The sequence below is a fragment of the Streptomyces sp. bgisy027 genome, assembly GCF_057710365.1.
This window is the reverse complement of sequence record NZ_JBYIVZ010000043.1, coordinates 28,296-47,078: the sequence shown is the minus strand read 5'-3', so window position 1 is coordinate 47,078 and position 18,783 is coordinate 28,296. Positions and strand designations below refer to the sequence as shown.

Annotated in this window: 21 protein-coding genes; 11 read left to right on the top strand and 10 right to left on the bottom strand. The window is 69.7% G+C overall.

The features are described 5' to 3' along the window. The first annotated feature begins 20 nt into the window (after nt 1-20). Complete coding sequence (locus tag AC3ETA_RS34750) at nt 21-1,016, top strand: TAXI family TRAP transporter solute-binding subunit (RefSeq protein ID WP_432196874.1); 996 nt, start codon at nt 21-23, stop codon at nt 1,014-1,016. 44 nt (nt 1,017-1,060) lie between these two features. On the opposite strand, the gene AC3ETA_RS34745 is transcribed toward AC3ETA_RS34750, so the two are convergent. Beyond that, nucleotides 1,061-2,452 (bottom strand): sensor histidine kinase, encoded by a 1,392-nt coding sequence (locus AC3ETA_RS34745; RefSeq protein ID WP_432196873.1) that lies wholly within the window; start codon nt 2,450-2,452, stop codon nt 1,061-1,063. Nucleotides 2,453-2,460: 8 nt separating this feature from the next. Then, nucleotides 2,461-3,147, bottom strand: coding sequence for a response regulator transcription factor (locus AC3ETA_RS34740; RefSeq protein WP_432196872.1), 687 nt, complete (start codon nt 3,145-3,147; stop codon nt 2,461-2,463). Nucleotides 3,148-3,435: 288 nt separating this feature from the next. On the opposite strand from AC3ETA_RS34740, the gene AC3ETA_RS34735 reads away from it, so the two are divergent. From AC3ETA_RS34735 to AC3ETA_RS34700, 8 genes are all read left to right on the top strand, one after another. Continuing rightward, nucleotides 3,436-4,212, top strand: coding sequence for an amino acid ABC transporter ATP-binding protein (locus AC3ETA_RS34735; protein ID WP_393521583.1), 777 nt, complete (start codon nt 3,436-3,438; stop codon nt 4,210-4,212). A 232-nt stretch (nt 4,213-4,444) separates the two neighbouring features. Then, complete coding sequence (locus tag AC3ETA_RS34730; RefSeq protein WP_432196871.1) at nt 4,445-5,284, top strand: glutamate ABC transporter substrate-binding protein; 840 nt, start codon at nt 4,445-4,447, stop codon at nt 5,282-5,284. Between the two features lie 96 nt (nt 5,285-5,380). Further along, a complete protein-coding gene (locus tag AC3ETA_RS34725) occupies nt 5,381-6,055 on the top strand; it encodes an amino acid ABC transporter permease (protein WP_125528945.1) in 675 nt (224 codons plus the stop codon). Then, nucleotides 6,052-6,960 carry an amino acid ABC transporter permease gene (locus AC3ETA_RS34720; RefSeq protein ID WP_432196870.1) on the top strand — a complete coding sequence of 303 codons (909 nt, stop codon included), beginning with the start codon at nt 6,052-6,054 and terminating at the stop codon, nt 6,958-6,960. The genes AC3ETA_RS34725 and AC3ETA_RS34720 overlap by 4 nt, the downstream gene beginning before the upstream one ends. 176 nt (nt 6,961-7,136) lie before the next feature. Continuing rightward, the gene (locus AC3ETA_RS34715; protein WP_432196869.1) at nt 7,137-8,792 is read left to right on the top strand and encodes an FAD-dependent monooxygenase; all 1,656 of its coding nucleotides are present in this window, start codon (nt 7,137-7,139) and stop codon (nt 8,790-8,792) included. 409 nt (nt 8,793-9,201) lie between these two features. Continuing rightward, nucleotides 9,202-9,399, top strand: a complete 198-nt coding sequence (locus AC3ETA_RS34710) for a putative leader peptide (protein WP_432196868.1) — start codon at nt 9,202-9,204, stop codon at nt 9,397-9,399. 90 nt (nt 9,400-9,489) lie between these two features. Then, nucleotides 9,490-10,086 (top strand): cupin domain-containing protein, encoded by a 597-nt coding sequence (locus AC3ETA_RS34705; protein WP_432196867.1) that lies wholly within the window; start codon nt 9,490-9,492, stop codon nt 10,084-10,086. Nucleotides 10,087-10,211: 125 nt separating this feature from the next. After that, nucleotides 10,212-10,661 (top strand): rhodanese-like domain-containing protein, encoded by a 450-nt coding sequence (locus AC3ETA_RS34700; RefSeq protein WP_432196866.1) that lies wholly within the window; start codon nt 10,212-10,214, stop codon nt 10,659-10,661. Between the two features lie 180 nt (nt 10,662-10,841). On the opposite strand, the gene recX is transcribed toward AC3ETA_RS34700, so the two are convergent. The 4 genes from recX to AC3ETA_RS34680 form a co-directional block, all read right to left on the bottom strand. Next, on the bottom strand, nt 10,842-11,786 hold the full coding sequence (gene recX / locus AC3ETA_RS34695; protein WP_432196865.1) for a recombination regulator RecX: 945 nt from the start codon (nt 11,784-11,786) through the stop codon (nt 10,842-10,844). Between the two features lie 8 nt (nt 11,787-11,794). Then, a complete protein-coding gene (gene recA / locus AC3ETA_RS34690) occupies nt 11,795-12,922 on the bottom strand; it encodes a recombinase RecA (RefSeq protein WP_432196864.1) in 1,128 nt (375 codons plus the stop codon). A 324-nt stretch (nt 12,923-13,246) separates the two neighbouring features. After that, the gene (locus AC3ETA_RS34685) at nt 13,247-13,618 is read right to left on the bottom strand and encodes a GNAT family N-acetyltransferase (protein ID WP_432196863.1); all 372 of its coding nucleotides are present in this window, start codon (nt 13,616-13,618) and stop codon (nt 13,247-13,249) included. Continuing rightward, nucleotides 13,615-13,767, bottom strand: coding sequence for a hypothetical protein (locus tag AC3ETA_RS34680; protein WP_432196862.1), 153 nt, complete (start codon nt 13,765-13,767; stop codon nt 13,615-13,617). The genes AC3ETA_RS34685 and AC3ETA_RS34680 overlap by 4 nt, the downstream gene beginning before the upstream one ends. Between AC3ETA_RS34680 and AC3ETA_RS34675 the strand changes: the two genes are divergently transcribed. Next, nucleotides 13,766-14,356 carry a helix-turn-helix domain-containing protein gene (locus AC3ETA_RS34675; protein WP_432196861.1) on the top strand — a complete coding sequence of 197 codons (591 nt, stop codon included), beginning with the start codon at nt 13,766-13,768 and terminating at the stop codon, nt 14,354-14,356. The two genes, AC3ETA_RS34680 and AC3ETA_RS34675, sit on opposite strands and share 2 nt — an antisense overlap. Then, nucleotides 14,353-15,513 carry an MFS transporter gene (locus AC3ETA_RS34670; RefSeq protein ID WP_432196860.1) on the top strand — a complete coding sequence of 387 codons (1,161 nt, stop codon included), beginning with the start codon at nt 14,353-14,355 and terminating at the stop codon, nt 15,511-15,513. The genes AC3ETA_RS34675 and AC3ETA_RS34670 overlap by 4 nt, the downstream gene beginning before the upstream one ends. A gap of 50 nt (nt 15,514-15,563) precedes the next feature. Here AC3ETA_RS34670 and AC3ETA_RS34665 read toward each other — a convergent pair whose 3' ends face one another. The 4 genes from AC3ETA_RS34665 to AC3ETA_RS34650 all read right to left on the bottom strand — a co-directional run bounded on the left by AC3ETA_RS34665 (nt 15,564) and on the right by AC3ETA_RS34650 (nt 18,721). After that, the gene (locus AC3ETA_RS34665) at nt 15,564-16,847 is read right to left on the bottom strand and encodes an AI-2E family transporter (RefSeq protein ID WP_432196859.1); all 1,284 of its coding nucleotides are present in this window, start codon (nt 16,845-16,847) and stop codon (nt 15,564-15,566) included. Nucleotides 16,848-16,907: 60 nt separating this feature from the next. Continuing rightward, nucleotides 16,908-17,102 (bottom strand): DUF3046 domain-containing protein, encoded by a 195-nt coding sequence (locus AC3ETA_RS34660; protein WP_030946683.1) that lies wholly within the window; start codon nt 17,100-17,102, stop codon nt 16,908-16,910. A gap of 63 nt (nt 17,103-17,165) precedes the next feature. Further along, nucleotides 17,166-17,684: a site-specific integrase gene (locus tag AC3ETA_RS34655; RefSeq protein ID WP_432196858.1), complete on the bottom strand. Its 519-nt coding sequence runs from the start codon at nt 17,682-17,684 to the stop codon at nt 17,166-17,168. Next, nucleotides 17,594-18,721, bottom strand: a complete 1,128-nt coding sequence (locus tag AC3ETA_RS34650) for a site-specific integrase (protein WP_432196901.1) — start codon at nt 18,719-18,721, stop codon at nt 17,594-17,596. Before AC3ETA_RS34650 ends, AC3ETA_RS34655 begins: the two co-directional genes overlap by 91 nt. Nucleotides 18,722-18,783: the final 62 nt, after the last annotated feature.

Here is an 18,783-nt window from a genome sequence, read left to right as displayed (position 1 = left end):
CGGCTGGCAGGATCGCCGCCATGTCCAAGGCACTCGACCGCATCAGCAGGAGCCGGGCCGCGCAGGCCACGGTCGCCGGGGTCGTGGCCCTGGGGTTGCTGCTGTGGTGGCTGCTGCCCCTGGGCGAGGACCCGCCGAGCGGGACGATCACGGTCAGCACCGGCACGCGCGCGGGGGTCTACCACGAGTACGGCGAACTCCTGCGCAACGAACTCGCCAAGGACATGCCGCAGCTGAAGGTGAAGCTGCTGACGAGCGCCGGCTCGCAGGAGAACGTCGAGCGCGTGGCGACCGGCAAGGCCGACTTCACCATCGCCGCCGCCGACGCGGTGGACACGTACAAGATGCAGGGCAGGCCCGTCACCGACCGGCTGCGCGGGGTCGCCCGGCTGTACGACGACTACGTACAGCTCGTCGTCCCGCCGGACTCGGACATCCGCTCCGTCGCGGACCTCAAGGGCAAGCGGGTGGCCATAGGGCTGCCCAACTCGGGCGTACGGCTGATCGCCACCCGGGTGCTGGAGGCCGCCGGCATCGACCCGGAGAAGGACATCACGCCCAGGTCGGACGGCATCGACACCGGGCCCAAGCGGCTCGGGCACGAGCTCGACGCCTTCTTCTGGTCGGGCGGCGTACCGACGGACGGGCTGGAGAAGATCGCCGAGTCGTCCGCGTTCCGGTTCGTGCCGATCGACGCCGACCTGGTCGCCAAGGTGCACGCGCAGGGCGACACGGCGCACTTCTACCGGGCGACGAACATGCCGGAGTCGGCGTATCCGACCGTGCAGAACGGCGACACGGTGGCGACGATCGCCGTCTCCAATCTGCTGATCACCCGCAAGGACATGGACCCCCGCCTCACCGAGTGGCTCACCCGCACGGTGATCAAGAGCCGTGACGGCATCGGCGCCCACGTCCACTCCGCCCAGCTCGTCGACCTGCGCACGGCGATCTACACCGACCCGCTGACGCTGCACGACGGGGCTCGGCGCTACTACCGCTCGGTCAAGCCGTAGCGGGCACAGAAGGGCTGGTCAGGCGGCCAGAGCACAACGGCTGGTCAGGCGGACGGTCCCGACCTCGGCACCGTCACCGTCACCCGCAGCCCCCGCGGCTCGTGATGGCCGTAGGAGAGGGTGCCGCCGCCCGCCGAGAGCAGTGCCCGGGAGATCGACAGGCCGAGGCCCGAGCCCTTGATGTTCTGGTGGCGGCCGCTGCGCCAGAAGCGGTCGCCGATGCGGGCGATCTCCTCGTCGGTGAGACCGGGGCCGTTGTCGGCCACCTCGATCGTCGACATGGCGCCGACGGAGGTGACGGTCACCTCGACGTTCTCGTCCTGCGGCGTGAACTTCACCGCGTTGTCGATCACCGCGTCCAGCGCGCTGGACAGCGCGACCGGGTCGGCCCACGCCGTGGTGGGCGGGCAGCTCCCGACCAGCCGGACCCCCTTGGCCTCGGCGGTCGGCGCCCACGCCGCGACGCGCTCGGCGGCCAGCGCGCCGACGTCGGTCAGCCGCAGGTCGGCCGCGGTGTGCTCGGCCAGGGCGAGGTCGAGCAGATCGTCCAGGACCTGCGCGAGACGCTTGCCCTCGGCCTGCACCGAGGCGATCTCCTCATTGCCCTCGGGCAGTTCGAAGGCGAGCAGCTCGATGCGCAGCAGCAGCGCCGCGAGCGGGTTGCGCAGCTGGTGCGAGGCGTCGGCGACGAAGGCCCGCTGCTGCTCCAGCACGTCCTCGACGTTGTCCGCCATCTCGTTGAACGACCGGGCCAGCCGTCGGAGTTCCGGCGGTCCGCTGGCCACCGCCACCCGTGACTTCAGCCGGCCGCTGGCGATCTCGTGCGTGGTCACGTCCAGCACGCGCACCGGTCTGAGCACCCAGCCCGTCAGCCGCAGGGCGGCGCCGACGGCCACCAGCATCGCGGCCGTGAGACCGCCGGCGATGATCAGCCATCCGTTCAGGACCCGCGAGCGCATCCCACCGGTGGGCGAGTCGGTGACGACGACCGCGACGACGTCGCCGTCCCGGATCACCGGCGAGGCGACCACGAGGCGCCCGCGCTGCCAGGGCCACACCTGCTCGGGGTCGTGGCTGCGGCGGCTGAGCAGGGACTCCTCGAAGGCGTCGCGCACCTCGCCGGTCTCGGGCAGGAACCAGGTCGTCGGTGCGTTGGCGAGCGGCGTGTCGTTCGGCAGGAAGACGCCGACCCGGATGCCGTAGACGTCGTAGTAGCTCTCCAGTTCCCGGCTCAGGATGCGCAGGTCGTCGCGGGATCCGGTGGCGACATCCGCGGCGGGCCGCGCGATGGCCGCGAAGTACGCGGTGTCGTCGATCCGGTCGACGACCACGTTCTGCTGCTGTGCCGAGGCCAGGCTGATGCCGAGCGGCACGCCGAGCGCGAGCAGCACGGCCGCCATCAGAACGATGAGCAGCGGAAGAAGTCGAGTGCGCACCGTGCCCGCTACGAGGCCGGGGCGACGAGCCGGTAGCCGACGCCGCGTACGGTCTCGATCAGTGCCGGCATGCGCAGCTTGGCGCGCAGGGACGCCACATGCACCTCAAGAGTGCGCCCGGTCCCCTCCCAGCTCGTGCGCCACACCTCACTGATGATCTGTTCCCGGCGGAAGACCACCCCGGGGCGCTGGGCCAGCAGGGCGAGCAGATCGAACTCCTTGCGCGTCAGCTGGACGACCGAACCGTCGACGCTGACCTGCCGGGTGGGCAGTTCGATGTGTACGGCGCCCAGGCGCAGCACGCCTTCGCCGCCCGGCCCGGTGTCCTCGGCCGCGGTGCGCCGGCTGACGGCGTGGATCCTGGCGAGCAGTTCCCCCGTGTCGTACGGCTTCACCACGTAGTCGTCGGCCCCGAGGTTGAGGCCGTGGATGCGGGAGCGGACGTCGGAGCGCGCGGTGACCATGATCACCGGCGTGCTGGTGCGCTTGCGGATCTTGCCGCAGACCTCGTAACCGTCCTGGTCGGGCAGGCCGAGGTCGAGGAGGACGACGCCGAAGCCGTTCCCCTCCGGGACGAGCGCCTGAAGGGCCTCCTCGCCGCTGCGCGCGTGCGTGACGTCGAAGCCGTGCCGTGCCAGCACCGCGGACAACGCGGCAGCGACATGGTTGTCGTCCTCGACGAGGAGGAGTCTCATCCCGGCCTCCCTCGGTTCACCGGCCGTACGATTCGGACAGATACACAGTGCGTGTGCACGCGCGCGTGCACCATGAGAGTCACGCTGATGGACGAGGACGCCGTCAAGAGGGTTCCGGTTGCGGGCGGCTTCCGTTATCCAGCCGGTACGCGCCCAGGTGGCAAGTGCTACGACAGGTGTCCGATTGCTATCGGATCGTGATGCTCAGATTCCCCTCAGAACTAATGACGCAGGTCGGATACGGTTATTAAGGTCCTCCGAAACCGAGGAGGACGGAGCCTGAGAGCGATGACCGAAGTATCGGTGGCCAAGGAAGATGTGGCCGCGACCGGCGACCTGGTCGTCCTGAAGAACGTCAACAAGCACTTCGGCGCGTTGCACGTGCTGCAGGACATCGATCTGACGATCGCCCGGGGTGAGGTGGTCGTGGTCATCGGACCCTCCGGGTCCGGGAAGTCCACCCTGTGCCGCACCATCAACCGCCTCGAGACGATCGACTCCGGTGCGATCGCCATCGACGGCAAGCCCCTTCCCCAGGAAGGCAAGGAGCTGGCCCGGCTGCGTGCCGACGTCGGGATGGTCTTCCAGTCCTTCAACCTCTTCGCGCACAAGACCGTGCTCGAGAACGTGATGCTGGGGCAGATCAAGGTCCGCAAGACGGACAAGAAGAAGGCCGAGGAGAAGGCCCGCGCCCTGTTGGACCGCGTGGGTGTGGGTACCCAGGCGGACAAATACCCCGCACAGCTCTCCGGTGGCCAGCAGCAGCGTGTGGCCATCGCCCGGGCTCTGGCCATGGACCCCAAGGTCATGCTCTTCGACGAGCCGACCTCGGCTCTCGACCCGGAGATGATCAATGAGGTCCTGGAGGTCATGCAGCAACTCGCTCGCGATGGCATGACCATGATCGTCGTCACCCACGAGATGGGCTTCGCCCGTTCGGCCGCCAACCGGGTGGTCTTCATGGCGGACGGCAAGATCGTCGAGGAAGCCGTACCGGACCAGTTCTTCAGCAATCCGCGCAGCGACCGCGCGAAGGACTTCCTGTCCAAGATCCTTCACCACTGAGGGATCCCGCACCACCGACGGAGTGCGCACCCGCTCCACCGACGGAGTGCGCACCCGCTCCACCGACGGAGTGCGCACCCGCACCACTGACGGACTGCGTCACCACTGACGGACTGCGTCACCACCGACGGACTGCGTCACCACTGACGGACTGCGTCTAACAGCCGACGACCTGCGTCACCCCGCCGCTTCCGGCGGCACGCATCTCTTCTCCACACAAAGGATGTTCACCATGAAGCTCCGCAAGGTCTCCGCCGCGGCTGCCGCCGCCCTCGTCCTCTCCATCACCGCCACGGCCTGTGGTGGCGACGGCGACAGCGACGGCGGGTCGGGTTCCGGTGGCGGCGACAAGATCAAGATCGGCATCAAGTACGACCAGCCGGGTCTGGGGCTGAAGGAGCCGAACGGCTTCTCCGGCTTCGACGTGGACGTGGCGACGTACGTGGCGAAGGAACTCGGCTACGAGCCCGACCAGATCGAGTTCATCGAGACGAAGAGCGCCGACCGCGAGAACGCGCTCGCCCGTGGCGACGTGAAGCTCATCGCGGCGACCTACTCGATCACCGACGAGCGCAAGGAGAAGGTCGACTTCGCCGGCCCGTACCTGCTGGCCCACCAGGACCTGCTGATCAAGACCGACTCGGACATCACCGAGGCCACCGACCTCAACGGCAAGAACCTGTGCTCGGTCACCGGTTCCACCTCGGCGCAGAACGTCAAGAACGACTTCGCGCCGAAGGCCAACCTGAAGGAGACCGGCGGCTACTCGGAGTGCATCGCCGGCCTCCAGAGCGGTTCCGTGGACGCCCTGACCACCGACGACTCGATCCTCGCCGGCTACGCCGCGCAGGAGCAGTACAAGGGCAAGTTCAAGCTCGCCGGCCTCAAGCTCAGCAACGAGAACTACGGCATCGGAGTGAAGAAGGGCGACACCGAGACCGTGGACAAGGTCAACGCCGCCCTGGAGAAGATGGTCAAGGACGGCGCCTGGGACAAGGCCGTCCAGGACAACTTCGGTCCGGCCAACTACAAGAACGAGCCCGCGCCGAAGATCGGCAACATCGTCCAGTAGCGCAAGGGTCCACCGGCGCGCCGCCGTCCACCGCGATCAGGGCGGCGGCGCGCCGCGCTATCCACGTACGCCACCCACCCGGAAGCGCGGGAGATCGTGTTCGATTTTCTTTCTGACTACAACGACCCGACCCTGTTGGGTGCCTTCTGGATGACGGTGAAGCTCACGTTCTTCTCCGCCATCGGCTCCATGATCCTTGGCACTCTCCTGGCGGCGATGCGGGTCAGCCCGGTCCCGCTCATGCGCGGGTTCGGCACGGCCTATGTGAACATCGTCCGGAACATCCCCCTGACGGTCATCATCATCTTCACCTCGCTCGGTCTCGCCGACATCTTCGGTGTGACGATGGGCGCCTCCGACTTCGGCGTCCGGGGCTTCCGCCTGGCGATCCTCGGTTTCGTCGCCTACACCGCGGCCTTCGTCTGCGAGGCGATCCGCTCCGGCATCAACACCGTGCCGATGGGCCAGGCCGAGGCGGCCCGCGCCATCGGCCTGACCTTCAGTCAGACCCTCCGGCTGATCATCCTGCCGCAGGCCCTCCGCTCGGTCATCGGCCCGCTGGCCAATGTGTTGATCGCCCTGACGAAGAACACCACCGTGGCGGCCGCGATCGGCGTGGCCGAGGCCGCCTACCTGATGAAGACAATGATCGAGAACGAGGCTGAGACGGTGCTCATCGGCGCGGTCTTCGCCTTCGGTTTCGTGGTGCTGACCCTGCCCACCGGCCTCTTCCTCGGCTGGCTGAGCAAGCGACTGGCGGTGAAGCGATGAGCTCCGTTCTCTACGACTCCCCGGGCCCCCGCGCCAAGCGGCGCAATGTGGTCATCTCGGTGGTCTTCTTCGCACTGCTCGCCCTGCTCGCGTGGTTCGTCTGGGACAAGATGGACGAGAAGGGCCAGCTGGAGTGGGCCCTGTGGAAGCCGTTCACCGAGTCGCAGGCCTGGACGACGTATCTGCTGCCGGGCCTTGCCGACACGCTGAAAGCCGCGGCTCTGGCCATGGTGATAGCTCTTCCCCTGGGCGCGTTCTTCGGTATCGCGCGCATGTCCGACCACCGGTGGGTGCGGCTTCCGGCCGCCTGGGTCGTCGAGTTCTTCCGGGCGATCCCCGTCCTGCTGCTGATGCTGTTCGCGAACGAGTTCTACAACCGCTGGACGGACGTCAGCAGCGAGCAGCGGCCTCTGTACGCGGTCGTCACCGGCCTGGTGCTCTACAACGCGTCCGTTCTCGCCGAGGTCGTACGTGCCGGCATCCTCTCCCTGCCCAAGGGGCAGTCGGAGGCCGCCATGGCGATCGGGCTGCGCAAGGGCCAGACGATGCGGAGCATCCTGCTGCCGCAGGCCGTCACCGCCATGCTGCCGGCCATCGTCAGCCAGCTCGTGGTCATCGTGAAGGACACCGCGCTGGGCGGCGTGATGATCGGGTTCACCGAGTTGCTCAACGCGCGTGGGACGCTGGCCGCCTTCTACGCCAACGTCATCCCCAGCTTCGTCGTCGTGGCGATCATCTACATCGTCCTCAACTTCATCCTCACCAGCTTCGCCAGCTGGCTGGAGAAGCGGCTGCGGCGCAGCAAGCGGGGCACGGGTGCGGTGCTCAGCGCCGAGGACATGGAGGAGCTGAACCCGGCGGCAACGGGTGGCAGCTTCGGGACCGGCGCCGGAGGGTCGATCTGACCCCTGGTCACATCGCTTGAGCACACGGAGGGCAGTGGCATGATCGCCACTGCCCTCCGTCACTTGACGCAAGCACCGGCAATGGGTTGCATACGTTCTGTGATCGTGCACCCTGCTCCAACTTTCTGTTCACTCGCGTTCCTGGGGACACCGCTGCGGGCAGGGGGCGCCGCGCCGTGGACCCGGTGATCATCGTCGGAGCGGGGCCCGTCGGGCTCACGCTCGCCCTGGCACTGGCCCGCCAGGAAGTGCCCTGTGTCGTCCTCGACGAGGGCCCCGGCAAGGACGAACCCCGCCTCGCTCGCTCTGTCGTGCTGCGCGAGGACACCACCGCCCTCATCGAACGTCTGGCCGGCGTGCCGCTCGGGGAGGCCGGGACCCGCTGGGCCGGATGGCGGTCGATGCGGCGCAAGCAGGTGATGCGCGAGGTCACGTTCGACGACGCCGCGGAAGACCCCGAGAACCTCGGCGTCCCGAACCCCGCTCCCCTGCACATCGCCCAGCACGTCCTGACCGGCGCCCTGCGTACGGCACTCGCCAGCGAGCCGCTGGTCAAGATCGCCGTGGAAAGCCGCCTGGACGCCATCGAGCAGGAGACCTCGGGCGTCACGGTCCACACGCGCGGCCCGAAGGGCACCTGGTGGCGCGGAAGTTACGTGGTCGGCTGCGACGGCCCGCGCTCCACCGTCCGCAAACTCATGGACATCCGCTTTCCCGGCCGTACGGCGGTTGAACGACACGCCGTGGCCGCGCTGCGCGTGGAACTTCCCTGGGAGGGCCAGGCGTTGCTCCATCGGATGCCGCCGTGGCGGACGTCCGGAGCCTCGGGCGGGGAGGTCACCGGACGACCGCTCCCGGAGGGGGTGTGGCGCCTGGACTGGCTGCTGCCGCCGGGCAAGGACCTGGTCACACCCGAGCTGCTCGTGGGGCACGTCCGCGAGACGCTGGCCGGCTGGTCCGAGGGACCGACACCGTCGTACGAGCTCCTCGACACCGGGGTTCACACGGTCCACCACCGCCTGGCACGCCGCTGGCGCGTGGGCCGCGTCTTCATCGCCGGGGACGCGGCGCACTGCCTCGGCACACTCGGCACACACGGCCTGGACGAGGGTCTGCGTGACGCCGACAACCTCGCCTGGAAGCTGGCGTCGGCCTGGCACCACGGCCCGCGCGAGGCGCTGCTCGACAGCTACCAGACCGAGCGGCGCGCGGTCGTCGCCGCCCGGCTGCGCGCCGCCGACCAGGCGCTGCCGCTGCTGCGCTCGGGCAGCGGGCTGCGCTCGTACGTCCGCGGCTCCGCCCGGGGCCTGGACACCCTGCTGACGGACGGCCACCTGGGGCAGGGAGCGATCGGTTCGCCCGGCAACTACGCCGAGTCGCCGCTCGCGCCCGAGCAACTGGAGGGCGAGGTCCCGGTCAACACGCCGCGCGGTGCGCCGGTCGCGGATGTACGGGTCACCGCGGAGGACGGCTCCTTCGTCCAGCTGCGGGACCGGCTCGGGCGCGGTGCCATGCTGGTCCTGCTGATCGCGCCGGGCACGGGGGTGTGGGAGCGCAAGCACTGGGCGACCGCCGGGATCATGCCCCGGCTGGCGGCCGCGGTGACGGCACTGCCGTATCCGGCCGAGCTGCTCGTCGCCGAGAGCTATCCGGGCGCGGCCGCGCACACCGTCCTGCTGGTGCGGCCCGACGGTCATCTGGTGACGGCGCTGAGCGGCGTACGGCCCGCCGACCTGTACACGGCGGCCGAGACAGCACTGGGCGGACCGATCACGGCGGGCGCGGAGGAGGCGAGCGCGGAGGAGGCGAGCGCGGCGGCCGGCTCACGCTGAGGCCGGCCGTCGTCCGGGGGCCCGACCGTCCGGGTTCTACTGCCCGAGGCCGGTCCGTCCGAGCCTTTTCCATCCGAGCCTCGTCTGGTCGAGGCTTGTCCGTCCGAGGCTTGTCCGTCCGAGGCTTGTCGGTCGCGGGCCCGCTCGTCGGAGGCCTGGCCGTCCGGCAGGCCTGACCGTCCGCAGGCACGGCCGTCCGCAGGCACGGCCGTCCGCAGGCACGGCCGTCCGCAGGCACGGCCGTCCTGCATGCTGCCTCCGTGATCCATCGTCGCCCAGGTGCTGCCTCCCGCGGCCGATCGCCCGGAGACCGCCGCCCGCCGCCCACGGCCCGCCACCCGCCACCCGCCACGCACCACCCACCACCCACCACCCACCGAACGGAATCAGGTAGGCATCCGGGCAGCAGGTGATCACCCGCGGCACCGATCACGCCGGAAAACGGCACTCACCGTCACTGTGCGGTCCGCATAGTGACAGTGAGTTGACCGGCCCGCACCGGCATGGTGTACTCCGGATCGTGACCGACACTTGTGTGCGCCTGTGGCGGAGGGTCCATATGGACCTCGTCCGCTATGCGGGCTGCGTGTGTCGCCCGTCCTGCTGAATTCGCATCCCCCTTCTTCTTCCCGCACGTGCCGCGCCCTCGGCCGGTGCCGTAGCGGGCTCTTCGCGAACTCTCTCCAGGACGGTGCCCGTGTCTGTCTCTCCCGCCGTCGTCGGCGCTTACGAGCCGGTTGCCACGCCGAACTCCGCTTCGGATCGCGCTCCCCACTCCACCCCGAACCCTGCCCCGCACTCCTCCCCGACGCAGGCAGAACTCCTCGACTTCGTACGACGCACCGCCGCAGACGCCGAACTGATCGCCTCGCTCCCGCTCGATCCCGAGGGCCGCACCTGGGTACGGCTCGAAGGCCCGGGCGGCAGCGAAGCCTGGCTGATCGGCTGGCCGCCCGGGACCGGCACCGGCTGGCACGACCACGCCGACTCGGTCGGGGCCTTCGTGACGGCGGCCGGTGAGCTCAGGGAGCACTCCCTCGCCGTCCGCCTGCCGGCCGACGGCTGGAAGACCCTGGAACTGGCCGACGACGTGGACCGCTCACGCCGTCTGCCGGCCGGCAAGGGCCGTTCCTTCGGTCGCCACCATGTGCACGAGGTCCTCAACGAGTCCACCGACCTGCACGCGATCTCCGTCCACGCCTACTACCCGCCCCTGCCACAGATGCGCCGCTTCAGCCGCAGCGGACCGATCCTGCGCCTGGAGCAGGTGGAACGTCCGGAGGACTGGCAGTGAGCGGGGCGGGAGGCGAGTCTGTGGTGCATGGAGTGGGTGAACGGCCCGTTGGGGAGTCGGAGTTGAGGGGCGACGACGTGAGCGGTGAGGGCGAGCGGCAGGCCGTCAGGAGCTTCCGATCGCCAGTGAGTGGCGCCGGCGCGGCTGAGCCGCCGGTCGGCATCGACGAGTTCCTGGAGCGGGTGCGCGCCGGCTACGAACGGATCAAGCCCCGGGACGCGTATGAGGCCGCCCAGGGCGGCGAGGCCCTGCTGGTCGACATCCGGTACGCGGCCCTGCGCGAGCGGGACGGCCTCATCCCAGGTGCCCTGGTCGTCGAACGCAACGAACTGGAGTGGCGGCTCGACCCTCAGGGGAGCCATCGCGCCCCCGAGGCGACGAGTCACGACCTGCGAGTCGTGGTGATCTGCAACGAGGGATACGCGTCGAGCCTCGCGGTCGAGTCGCTACGGCGGCTGGGGCTGCGCCGGGCCACCGATCTGGTCGGCGGATTCCAGGCCTGGCGGGCGGAGGGGCTGCCGGTGACGACGGAAGTGGGCCCGCCTCCATCGACCCGAGCCGTACACGCCTCTTGACCACTGGCTCAGCCCGAGATCGCTCACCCCTGACCGGTCGCCGTACCGCCGGTCACACCTGCACACCACCACATGTGATCCCGGCCCGGAACGCGATGGGCGTCCCCGCGCGTCCACCGTGCTCGGGACCGGGATCCTGCGGCTCGGTCGGTCTGTCAGCGGGCGGGCGGGGAGTGACGATCAGAAGCCCTCGTCCCCCAGGAACTCCGTGTCCTCACCCTCTTCCTCCAGTGCCTGCCGGACCACTCGCAGGGCCATGCCCTCGGGATAGCCCTTGCGGGCGAGCATCCCCGCGAGGCGGCGCAGGCGTTTGTCGCGGTCGAGGCCCCGCGTGGAGCGGAGCTTGCGGTCGACGAGTTCGCGGGCGGTCGCCTCTTCCTGCTCGGAGTCGAGCTGGGAGACGGCCGCGTCGATCAGTGTGGAGTCGACGCCCTTGGTGCGCAGTTCCTGGGCGAGCGCGCGCCGCGCCAGCCCTCGGCCGTGGTGCCGGGATTCCACCCAGGCGTCCGCGAATGCGCTGTCGTTGATGAGGCCGACCTCCTCGAACCTCGACAGCACCTCCTCGGCGGCGTCGTCCGGGATCTCCCGCTTGCGCAGGGCGTCCGCGAGTTGCTTCCGCGTGCGCGGGGTCCCGGTGAGCAGGCGCAGACAGATCGCCCGCGCCTGCTCCACCGGGTCCGCTGGGGGCGTCCTCTCCTCGGCCCTCGACGAGGAAGAGGCACCTCCGTCCTCACCGGACGACTCGGTACGACCGCGTCGACGACGCCCCCGTGGGCCGTCCGAGCCCCGAGTCCCACCACGGCCACGACGCGAGCCGCCACCGGAGGCACCGGCGCCGTACGCCGGGCCCGACTCGTCGCCGTGATCGCCGTATCCCCCGTAGGAGCCACCCGCGCCATACGAGTCGCTCGTGCCGTACGCATCGCCAGTGCCGTGAGAGCCACTCGCGCCGTACGGCGCCGTGCCGTCGTTCCCCCCGTCCGCGTCATGGGCCGTGCCTCCTCCGGCGGTGTGTCCGCCCGTACCGGAGGAGCCCTCGTCGCCGCCTCTCCCCCGCCCCCGCGGGGGGTTCGGACAGGCGGTGTACTCGGCCCAGTCGGTTCGCCACGCCTTTGAATCGGACACAGTACTGATCAGCTCTTGGCGGTCGCGGCCTTGGTCTTGGCAGCCTTGGTCGCAGCCGGCGCCGGCACCGTCTTCGCGGTGTCGCCCGAGGTGGCGGAGACCGCGGCGTCCGCGCCCGGCTCGGCGGCCGGCTCCTCGGGCCGAACCCCGACGCCCAGCTTCTCCTTGATCTTCTTCTCGATCTCGTTGGCCAGGTCGGGGTTGTCCTTGAGGAAGTTGCGCGCGTTCTCCTTGCCCTGGCCGAGCTGGTCGCCCTCGTACGTGTACCAGGCGCCGGCCTTGCGCACGAAGCCGTGCTCCACGCCCATGTCGATCAGACCGCCCTCGCGGCTGATGCCCTGGCCGTAGAGGATGTCGAACTCGGCCTGCTTGAAGGGCGGCGCGACCTTGTTCTTGACGACCTTGCAGCGGGTGCGGTTACCGACCGCCTCCGTGCCGTCCTTCAGGGTCTCGATGCGACGGATGTCGATACGCACCGAGGCGTAGAACTTCAGCGCCCGGCCACCGGTCGTGGTCTCCGGGGAGCCGAACATCACGCCGATCTTCTCGCGGAGCTGGTTGATGAAGATCGCGGTGGTCTTGGACTGGTTGAGCGCACTGGTGATCTTCCGCAGCGCCTGGCTCATCAGACGGGCCTGGAGACCGACGTGGCTGTCACCCATCTCGCCCTCGATCTCCGCGCGCGGGACGAGCGCGGCGACGGAGTCGATGACGATGAGGTCGAGGGCGCCGGAGCGGACCAGCATGTCCACGATCTCCAGGGCCTGCTCGCCGTTGTCGGGCTGGGAGAGGATCAGGTTGTCGATGTCGACGCCGAGCTTCTTGGCGTACTCGGGGTCGAGGGCGTGCTCCGCGTCCACGAACGCGACCTGGCCGCCGGCCTTCTGGGCGTTGGCCACCGCGTGCAGGGTCAGCGTGGTCTTACCGGAGGACTCCGGTCCGTAGATCTCCACGACGCGGCCGCGCGGCAGGCCGCCGACGCCGAGAGCCACGTCGAGCGCGGTCGACCCGGTCGAGATGACCTCGATGGGCTCCATCGACCGCTCGCCCATGCGCATGACCGCGCCCTTGCCGAATTGCCGTTCAATCTGTGCGAGTGCGGCATCCAGGGCCTTCTCGCGGTCGGTTCCTGCCATGGGTTCCACCCGGTTTGCTTGAGTCGATCGCTTCACGTCAAAGACGCTAACGCCTGCCACTGACAATGCGCCCCGACGCCCGTCCGGCCTGTGGACAACTCGGGCCCTTCCCCGTCGAAACCGTGGCGAAATGCCCGCCGAGCGCCTCGCCGGCACTTCCATGAGAATGGATGTTCGATTTTCGTGTCAAGCGCACCACGCGGCACCTGTGGACACACGCCGCGACCGGGCTCACACACACCACGACCGAGCCCGGAGACACCCCGACCGGCCTCGCGCACGCCTCGACGGGCCCGCCGACTCAGCTCGACGCCGGCCTCGGACTCAGCTCAACGCCAGCCTCATGAGCGTCAGATCGAGCCACCGGCCGAACTTCGTGCCCACCTCCGGGATCACGCCGACGCACTGGAACCCGAATCGCTCGTGCAGCCGGATCGACGAGGCGTTCTCCGACTCGATGCCGGCGATGACGACATGGTGGCCCGCCTCGCGCGCGGCGGCGATGAGCGCGGCGAGGAGTGCGGAGCCGATACCGAGTCCGTGCCGGCCCTCGCGGACGTAGACCGAGTCCTCCACCGTGTGGCGATAGCCCTCCAGTTCCCGCCACGGCCCGTAGACCGCGAAACCGGCCACCTCACCGTGAGCCTCGGCCACGAAGGCCGAGCCGCGCTCCAGGTGGGCGGCCAGCCAGGTCACGGCCTGGCGGGGGACTGCGGGGTCTGGGTCCACAGGGCCGTCGAGTGCTCGATCGCGTGATTGCGGATCGCGCGGATGACCTCCACGTCGCCGGAGTCGGCCGGACGCACTGTCACGACCGCCCGCTCTCTCTCGTATATTGGATCCATGTCCAACATAGTAGATCCTCTGGTGGGGCAGATCGCATCCCGTATCCGCACCGAACGGGAGCGGCGCCGCTGGACGCTGGCCCGGCTCGCGGATGCCTCCGGTGTCTCGCAGGCGATGATCAGCAGGATCGAGCGCGGTGAGAGCAGCCCCACCGCCGTCGTCCTCGGCAAGCTGTCGGCCGCCTTCCAGCTCAGCGTCTCCTCCCTGCTCGCCCTCGCCGAAGGAACGCGCGACGAGACGGAGGGACTCGGGGAGGTGCGCCGCCGGGCCGAGGCGGCCGAGTGGCGCGACCCCGCCACCGGTTACCGCCGTCGCCAGATCACCAGCGCCCACTTCCCCGCGGAGATCGCCGAGATCCGCCTGCCCGCCGGCGCCCGCGTCCCGTATCCGGCGGCGGCCTTCGCCTTCGTCCGGCAGGTCGTCTGGGTCCTCGAGGGCCGTCTGACCTTCCACGACGGCGCCACGGTCCACGAACTCGACGCGGGCGACACCATCGAGCTCGGGGAGCCCAGCGACCGCGTCTTCGCCAACACCACCGACACCGCGTGCCGCTACGCCGTAGTCCTCACCCGCGGCGCCCAGCCGTGAGCCAGGTGCTTCCCCGGGGCGGGACGGTCCTCCTCGCCTGCATAGCCGGTACGGCGATCGCGAACAATTACGCCATCCAGCCCGCGCTCACCGCCGTGGCCGCCGACCTGGACGTCCCCGCCTCGGTGATCGGCCTCGTCCCCACCGCCGCCCTGGTCGGCTGCATGTTCGGCTTCGCCTTCCTGCTGCCCCTCACCGACCGCTTCGCCCCGGGCCGCCTGGTCACCGCGCAGCTCGGCACGCTGGCCGCCGCCCTGGTCCTCGCCGCGTCGGCGACCGGCCCGGTCCCGCTGCTGGCCGCCTACCTGCTCATCGGCGCCTCCGCCGGCGTCGCCGCGCAGGCCGGCAACATCGCGGGCCGGCATGCCTCGCCCGGACGCCGTGGGAGGGGCGTCGCCACCGTGGCCGCCGGCATGTCGGCAGGCATCCTGCTCAGCCGTCTCGCGGGAGGGGCACTCGCCGACATCGTCGGATGGCGCCGGATGCTCCTCGTCTTCGCCGCCATCGCCCTGCTCGGCGCGATCGCCGCTCTCACCCTCCTGCCCGGGCGACGGCCCCGGCCGGACCGCGGCTACCGCACGGCCCTCGCCTCGCTTCCCCCGCTCCTGCGCCACCACCCGCAACTGCGTCGTGCCGTGGTCACCGGTGGCCTGTGGTACTTCGCCTTCAACCTCATATGGGTCGCCCTCGCCCTCACGCTGGCCCGGCCGCCCCACTCCTTGGACCCCACCGCGATCGGCCTGTACAGCCTGGCCGGACTCCTCGGTTTCGCCGCGCTCCCCATCACCGGACGCCTCACCGACCGCTACACGCCCCGGACCGTGATCACCGCCTGCATGCTGACCGCCGCCGCGGGCACGGCCCTGCTCGCCACGGGCCTGGACAGCCCGCCGGCCACGGCCCTCGGGCTCGCCCTGTTCGACGCCGGCTGCTTCGCCGCCCAGGCCGCCAACCAGAGCCGCGTCATCGCCCTCGACCCCCACCGCTCGGGCAGCCTCAGCAGCGTCTATCTGGTGCTCTACTTCACCGTCGGCGCCCTCGGCACGGCCCTCGCGGCGCCGCTGCTGGACACGGTCGGCTGGCCGGGCACGGCGCTCACCGCCATCGCGGCGCTCCTCCTGGCCGCCGCCCTGGGACGCACGCCTTCTGCCTCATGACTCGGACGACGCTCTCCCGCATCACACCCGGCAGGCCCGCCCGACCGAGGTCACTCCGCCCCGTCCCTCGAGATTCCGGACCCCCGGGTCCCCTCCGGGGGCGTCTTCCCGGGCTGTTCCGGCGGACGTATCCACAGCTCACGCGCGCGTGCGAACAACCCCCGCCCCCGCTCCCGGTGGCCGTGGACGCGGGGATCGTCGGTGACGTCGTAGCGCTTCACATAGGCCCCCAGGAACGCCTGCAACGTGGCGACGGCCGGGATGGCGATCAGCGCGCCCACCGCTCCTAGGAGCGCGGTGCCCGCGATGACCGAGCCGAACGCGACCGCGGGGTGGATGTCGACGGTCCTGGCGGTCAGCTTCGGCTGCAGGACGTAGTTCTCGAACTGCTGGTAGACCACGACGAAGATCAGCACCCACAGCGCGTACCAGGGGTCGACCGTGAACGCGATCAGCATCGGCAGGGCGCCCGCGAGATACGTGCCGATGGTGGGGATGAACTGCGACACCAGACCGACCCACACCGCGAGCACGGGCGCGTACGGCACATCCAGGAACTCCAGCAGGACGTAGTGGGCGATGCCGGAGATGAGCGCCATCAGACCGCGCGAGTACAGATAGCCGCCGGTCTTGATGACGGCGATCTCCCAGGCCCGCAGCACCTCTGCCTGCCGGGCGGGCGGCAGTACGGAGCACAGTGCGCGGCGCAGGCGGGGGCCGTCGGCGGCGAAGTAGAACGAGAACAGCGTGATCGTCAGCAGTTGGAAGAGACCGCCGAGGACCTGGGCGGACACGTCCAGGACGCCGGTGGCGCTGTTCTGCACGTAGTTGCGCAGCCAGTCGGACTTGAGCAGCCCCTCCTGGACGTCGACGCGGCGCAGCTCGGTGTGGAAGTGCGCGTTGATCCAGTTGATGACGGAGTCGAGATAGTTCGGGAAATCCTCGACAATCTTGATGATCTGGCCCGCGAGCATGGACCCCAGCAAGGTCACGAACCCGGCGGACACGATGATCACGGCGAGGAAGACAAGGGCGGTGGCCAGTCCCCGGCGCAGGCCGCGCGAGGCCATCCAGCTCACCGCGGGCTCGATGGCGAGGGCCAGGAAGAAGGCGATGAGGATGTTGACCAGCAGTCCGGTGAGCTGGTGAAAGGCCCAGCTGCCCAGCTGGAACACGCCGACGAGCGCCAGAGCGAGCACCAGAGCGCGCGGCAGCCAGCGCGGCATGCGTGCGTTCGCCCCGGCGTCGCCCCCGCCCTGGGGCGGATCGGGCGGCGTCGTGCCGAACGGGGACCCGTGCCGGGTGATCTCCCCGGTCTCGTCAGTGCGTGCCACGGAGCAAGTCTCGCCCACGCCACCGACAATCGGCCCCGGTCCGCCGATCTTCGTTACCGGTCAGCGCTTCTCCCCCGGAACGTTCATCACGGCACACACCACACGCCACACGTCCTTGGCCTCCCAGCCGGACTCCAGCGCCTCGTGCACCGTGCGTCCGCCGAGCTCCGCCATCACGTGGTCGCGCGCGAAGGTGTCGGCGTACCCGGAACCGAAGTGTTCCGCCATCCGCTGCCAGAAGACCGTCAACCGCATGGACTCCGCTCCATACCCGCAATGACCTGCACGTTTCTTGCCCCTCACACCCTCGCATGACCGTCAGAGGGTTTCCAGGGAGTTCGCCTCCCCGCTGAACCAAGCATCCATGGCGGCGCGACCTCGCGTGCCTGCGTCGGGCATGAAGTGCGTGTATGTACGCAGAGTAAAGCCAGGGTCGGCGTGCCCGAGCCAGCGAGCGAGGGAGACGACCGACTCCCCAGCTTCGAGCTGGACGCTGGCATAGGTGTGGCGCAGGGCATGGAAGCCGAGCTCGCGCGATGGCTCCCACTTGCTGCCGCCGGAATCGGGGTCCACTTTGCCGATAAGTCCCGCAGAGGCGAGCGCGTGCTTCCAGAGATGCCTGTTCCACGTGTCGCGGTTGCATGCGCGCCGCTGCCAGGTAGCCAGGAACAGTGGGTAAGCACGCGGAGCCCAGTCGACGCGCTGCCGTTCGTTCTGAGGTTCGTGAGGGCTCTCCCACGGGAGTTTCACCATGACCGGCTGCCAGCGCTTCGCGTGCTGTTCGATGCCGGCCAGGACGCCGGGTGCCGCATCCACTTCTCGCGTCTTGCCGCCCATGGGGAGCGCAAAGAAGAGGTGGCCGTAGACCTGACGCCGGCCTGACGCCGGACATGTACGACCCCGTTCTCCGCGTCGAGGCCCTCAGGGGACAGTCCGAATGCCTCGCCCTGGCGCAGGCCGAGCCCCACCCTCAAGTCGACTGCGAGGCGGTATTGCTCCGGGAGCCCAGCGCGCACCCGCATCGCCTGCTCGCGCGACCACGCCCGCGCCTTCTGCGCAGGCTTGGCCGGCGGCCGGGCGGTGCGGCTCCCCTTCATCGGATGCTTCACCAGCCTGCCGTCCTCGACGGCGGCCTGGAGGATCCTAGAGAGATGCCCCCAGGTGGGGCGGATCGTCCCGGGCGACAGAGTCTCCTCCATCCGGGCAACCCATTCCCGTAGGGCCGGCGCAGTGATGGCATTCAGGGGCAGCGACCCGAGCGCCGGGAAAACGTGGCCCCATATTCGTCGACGCGCCGCATCTCGGGTGGTGGCGGCGTACCGCTGGGGCGGCCACCATCGATCCTCCACGTACGAGCACAGCAGGATCGTTCCTTCACGCGGGTCAACGAACTCCTGCCGCGTCACGTCGGTTTGAGCATGAGCGAGCCACTGCTTGGCGTCGGTGAGCTTGGCGAACCTGCGGGCACGGACACCGGGGATGCCGGCGACCTTGTAACGCTTCCCCTTGCCGTAGAGCTTGGCCTTCTCCTTGGTCGAGGAATTGTCAAGACCTGTGGACGGGCGCGATATGGAGGGGCGGCCAAGATACGCTGGAAACCGGCAACCAGTGATCTTGAGTTGAACTTGCCGCAGGTGACGTGCCGGGGCGGCTCGGCCCCGGCGTTGGCCAGCCGATCTGGCGATGTGTTGATCTTGCGATGGCTTCCCGTCGTTCTGACGGGGCGATCGTGAGGGCGGGCGGCGTTGAGTTCGATCGAACGGACCGCGTATCCCCGGTTCCCGCGGTTGATATCGGCTCGTCGACGACGGCGTACCGGCCTGACGCCCGCGCCGCGTAAGCGTCGCCGCAACCCGTCGTAAGTTGCGCGGCATGAACGCCAGAGCGCCCTTGCGAGAGCAACGCCTGCCGACATCGTTCACGCCACAACATCCCC

What these genes read in the sequence shown, in the direction of transcription:
- AC3ETA_RS34730 (WP_432196871.1), top strand. Translation starts at nt 4,445, where the DNA reads ATGAAGCTCCGCAAGGTCTCCGCCGCGGCTGCCGCCGCCCTCGTCCTC.
- AC3ETA_RS34660 (WP_030946683.1), bottom strand. Translation starts at nt 17,102, where the DNA reads ATGCGGTTGACGGTCTTCTGGCAGCGGATGGCGGAACACTTCGGTTCC.
- AC3ETA_RS34675 (WP_432196861.1), top strand. Translation starts at nt 13,766, where the DNA reads ATGTCCAACATAGTAGATCCTCTGGTGGGGCAGATCGCATCCCGTATC.
- AC3ETA_RS34680 (WP_432196862.1), bottom strand. Translation starts at nt 13,767, where the DNA reads ATGGATCCAATATACGAGAGAGAGCGGGCGGTCGTGACAGTGCGTCCG.
- AC3ETA_RS34655 (WP_432196858.1), bottom strand. Translation starts at nt 17,684, where the DNA reads ATGGGCGGCAAGACGCGAGAAGTGGATGCGGCACCCGGCGTCCTGGCC.
- AC3ETA_RS34720 (WP_432196870.1), top strand. Translation starts at nt 6,052, where the DNA reads ATGAGCTCCGTTCTCTACGACTCCCCGGGCCCCCGCGCCAAGCGGCGC.
- recA (WP_432196864.1), bottom strand. Translation starts at nt 12,922, where the DNA reads ATGGCAGGAACCGACCGCGAGAAGGCCCTGGATGCCGCACTCGCACAG.
- AC3ETA_RS34740 (WP_432196872.1), bottom strand. Translation starts at nt 3,147, where the DNA reads ATGAGACTCCTCCTCGTCGAGGACGACAACCATGTCGCTGCCGCGTTG.
- AC3ETA_RS34735 (WP_393521583.1), top strand. Translation starts at nt 3,436, where the DNA reads ATGACCGAAGTATCGGTGGCCAAGGAAGATGTGGCCGCGACCGGCGAC.
- AC3ETA_RS34750 (WP_432196874.1), top strand. Translation starts at nt 21, where the DNA reads ATGTCCAAGGCACTCGACCGCATCAGCAGGAGCCGGGCCGCGCAGGCC.
- AC3ETA_RS34650 (WP_432196901.1), bottom strand. Translation starts at nt 18,721, where the DNA reads ATGCCGCGCAACTTACGACGGGTTGCGGCGACGCTTACGCGGCGCGGG.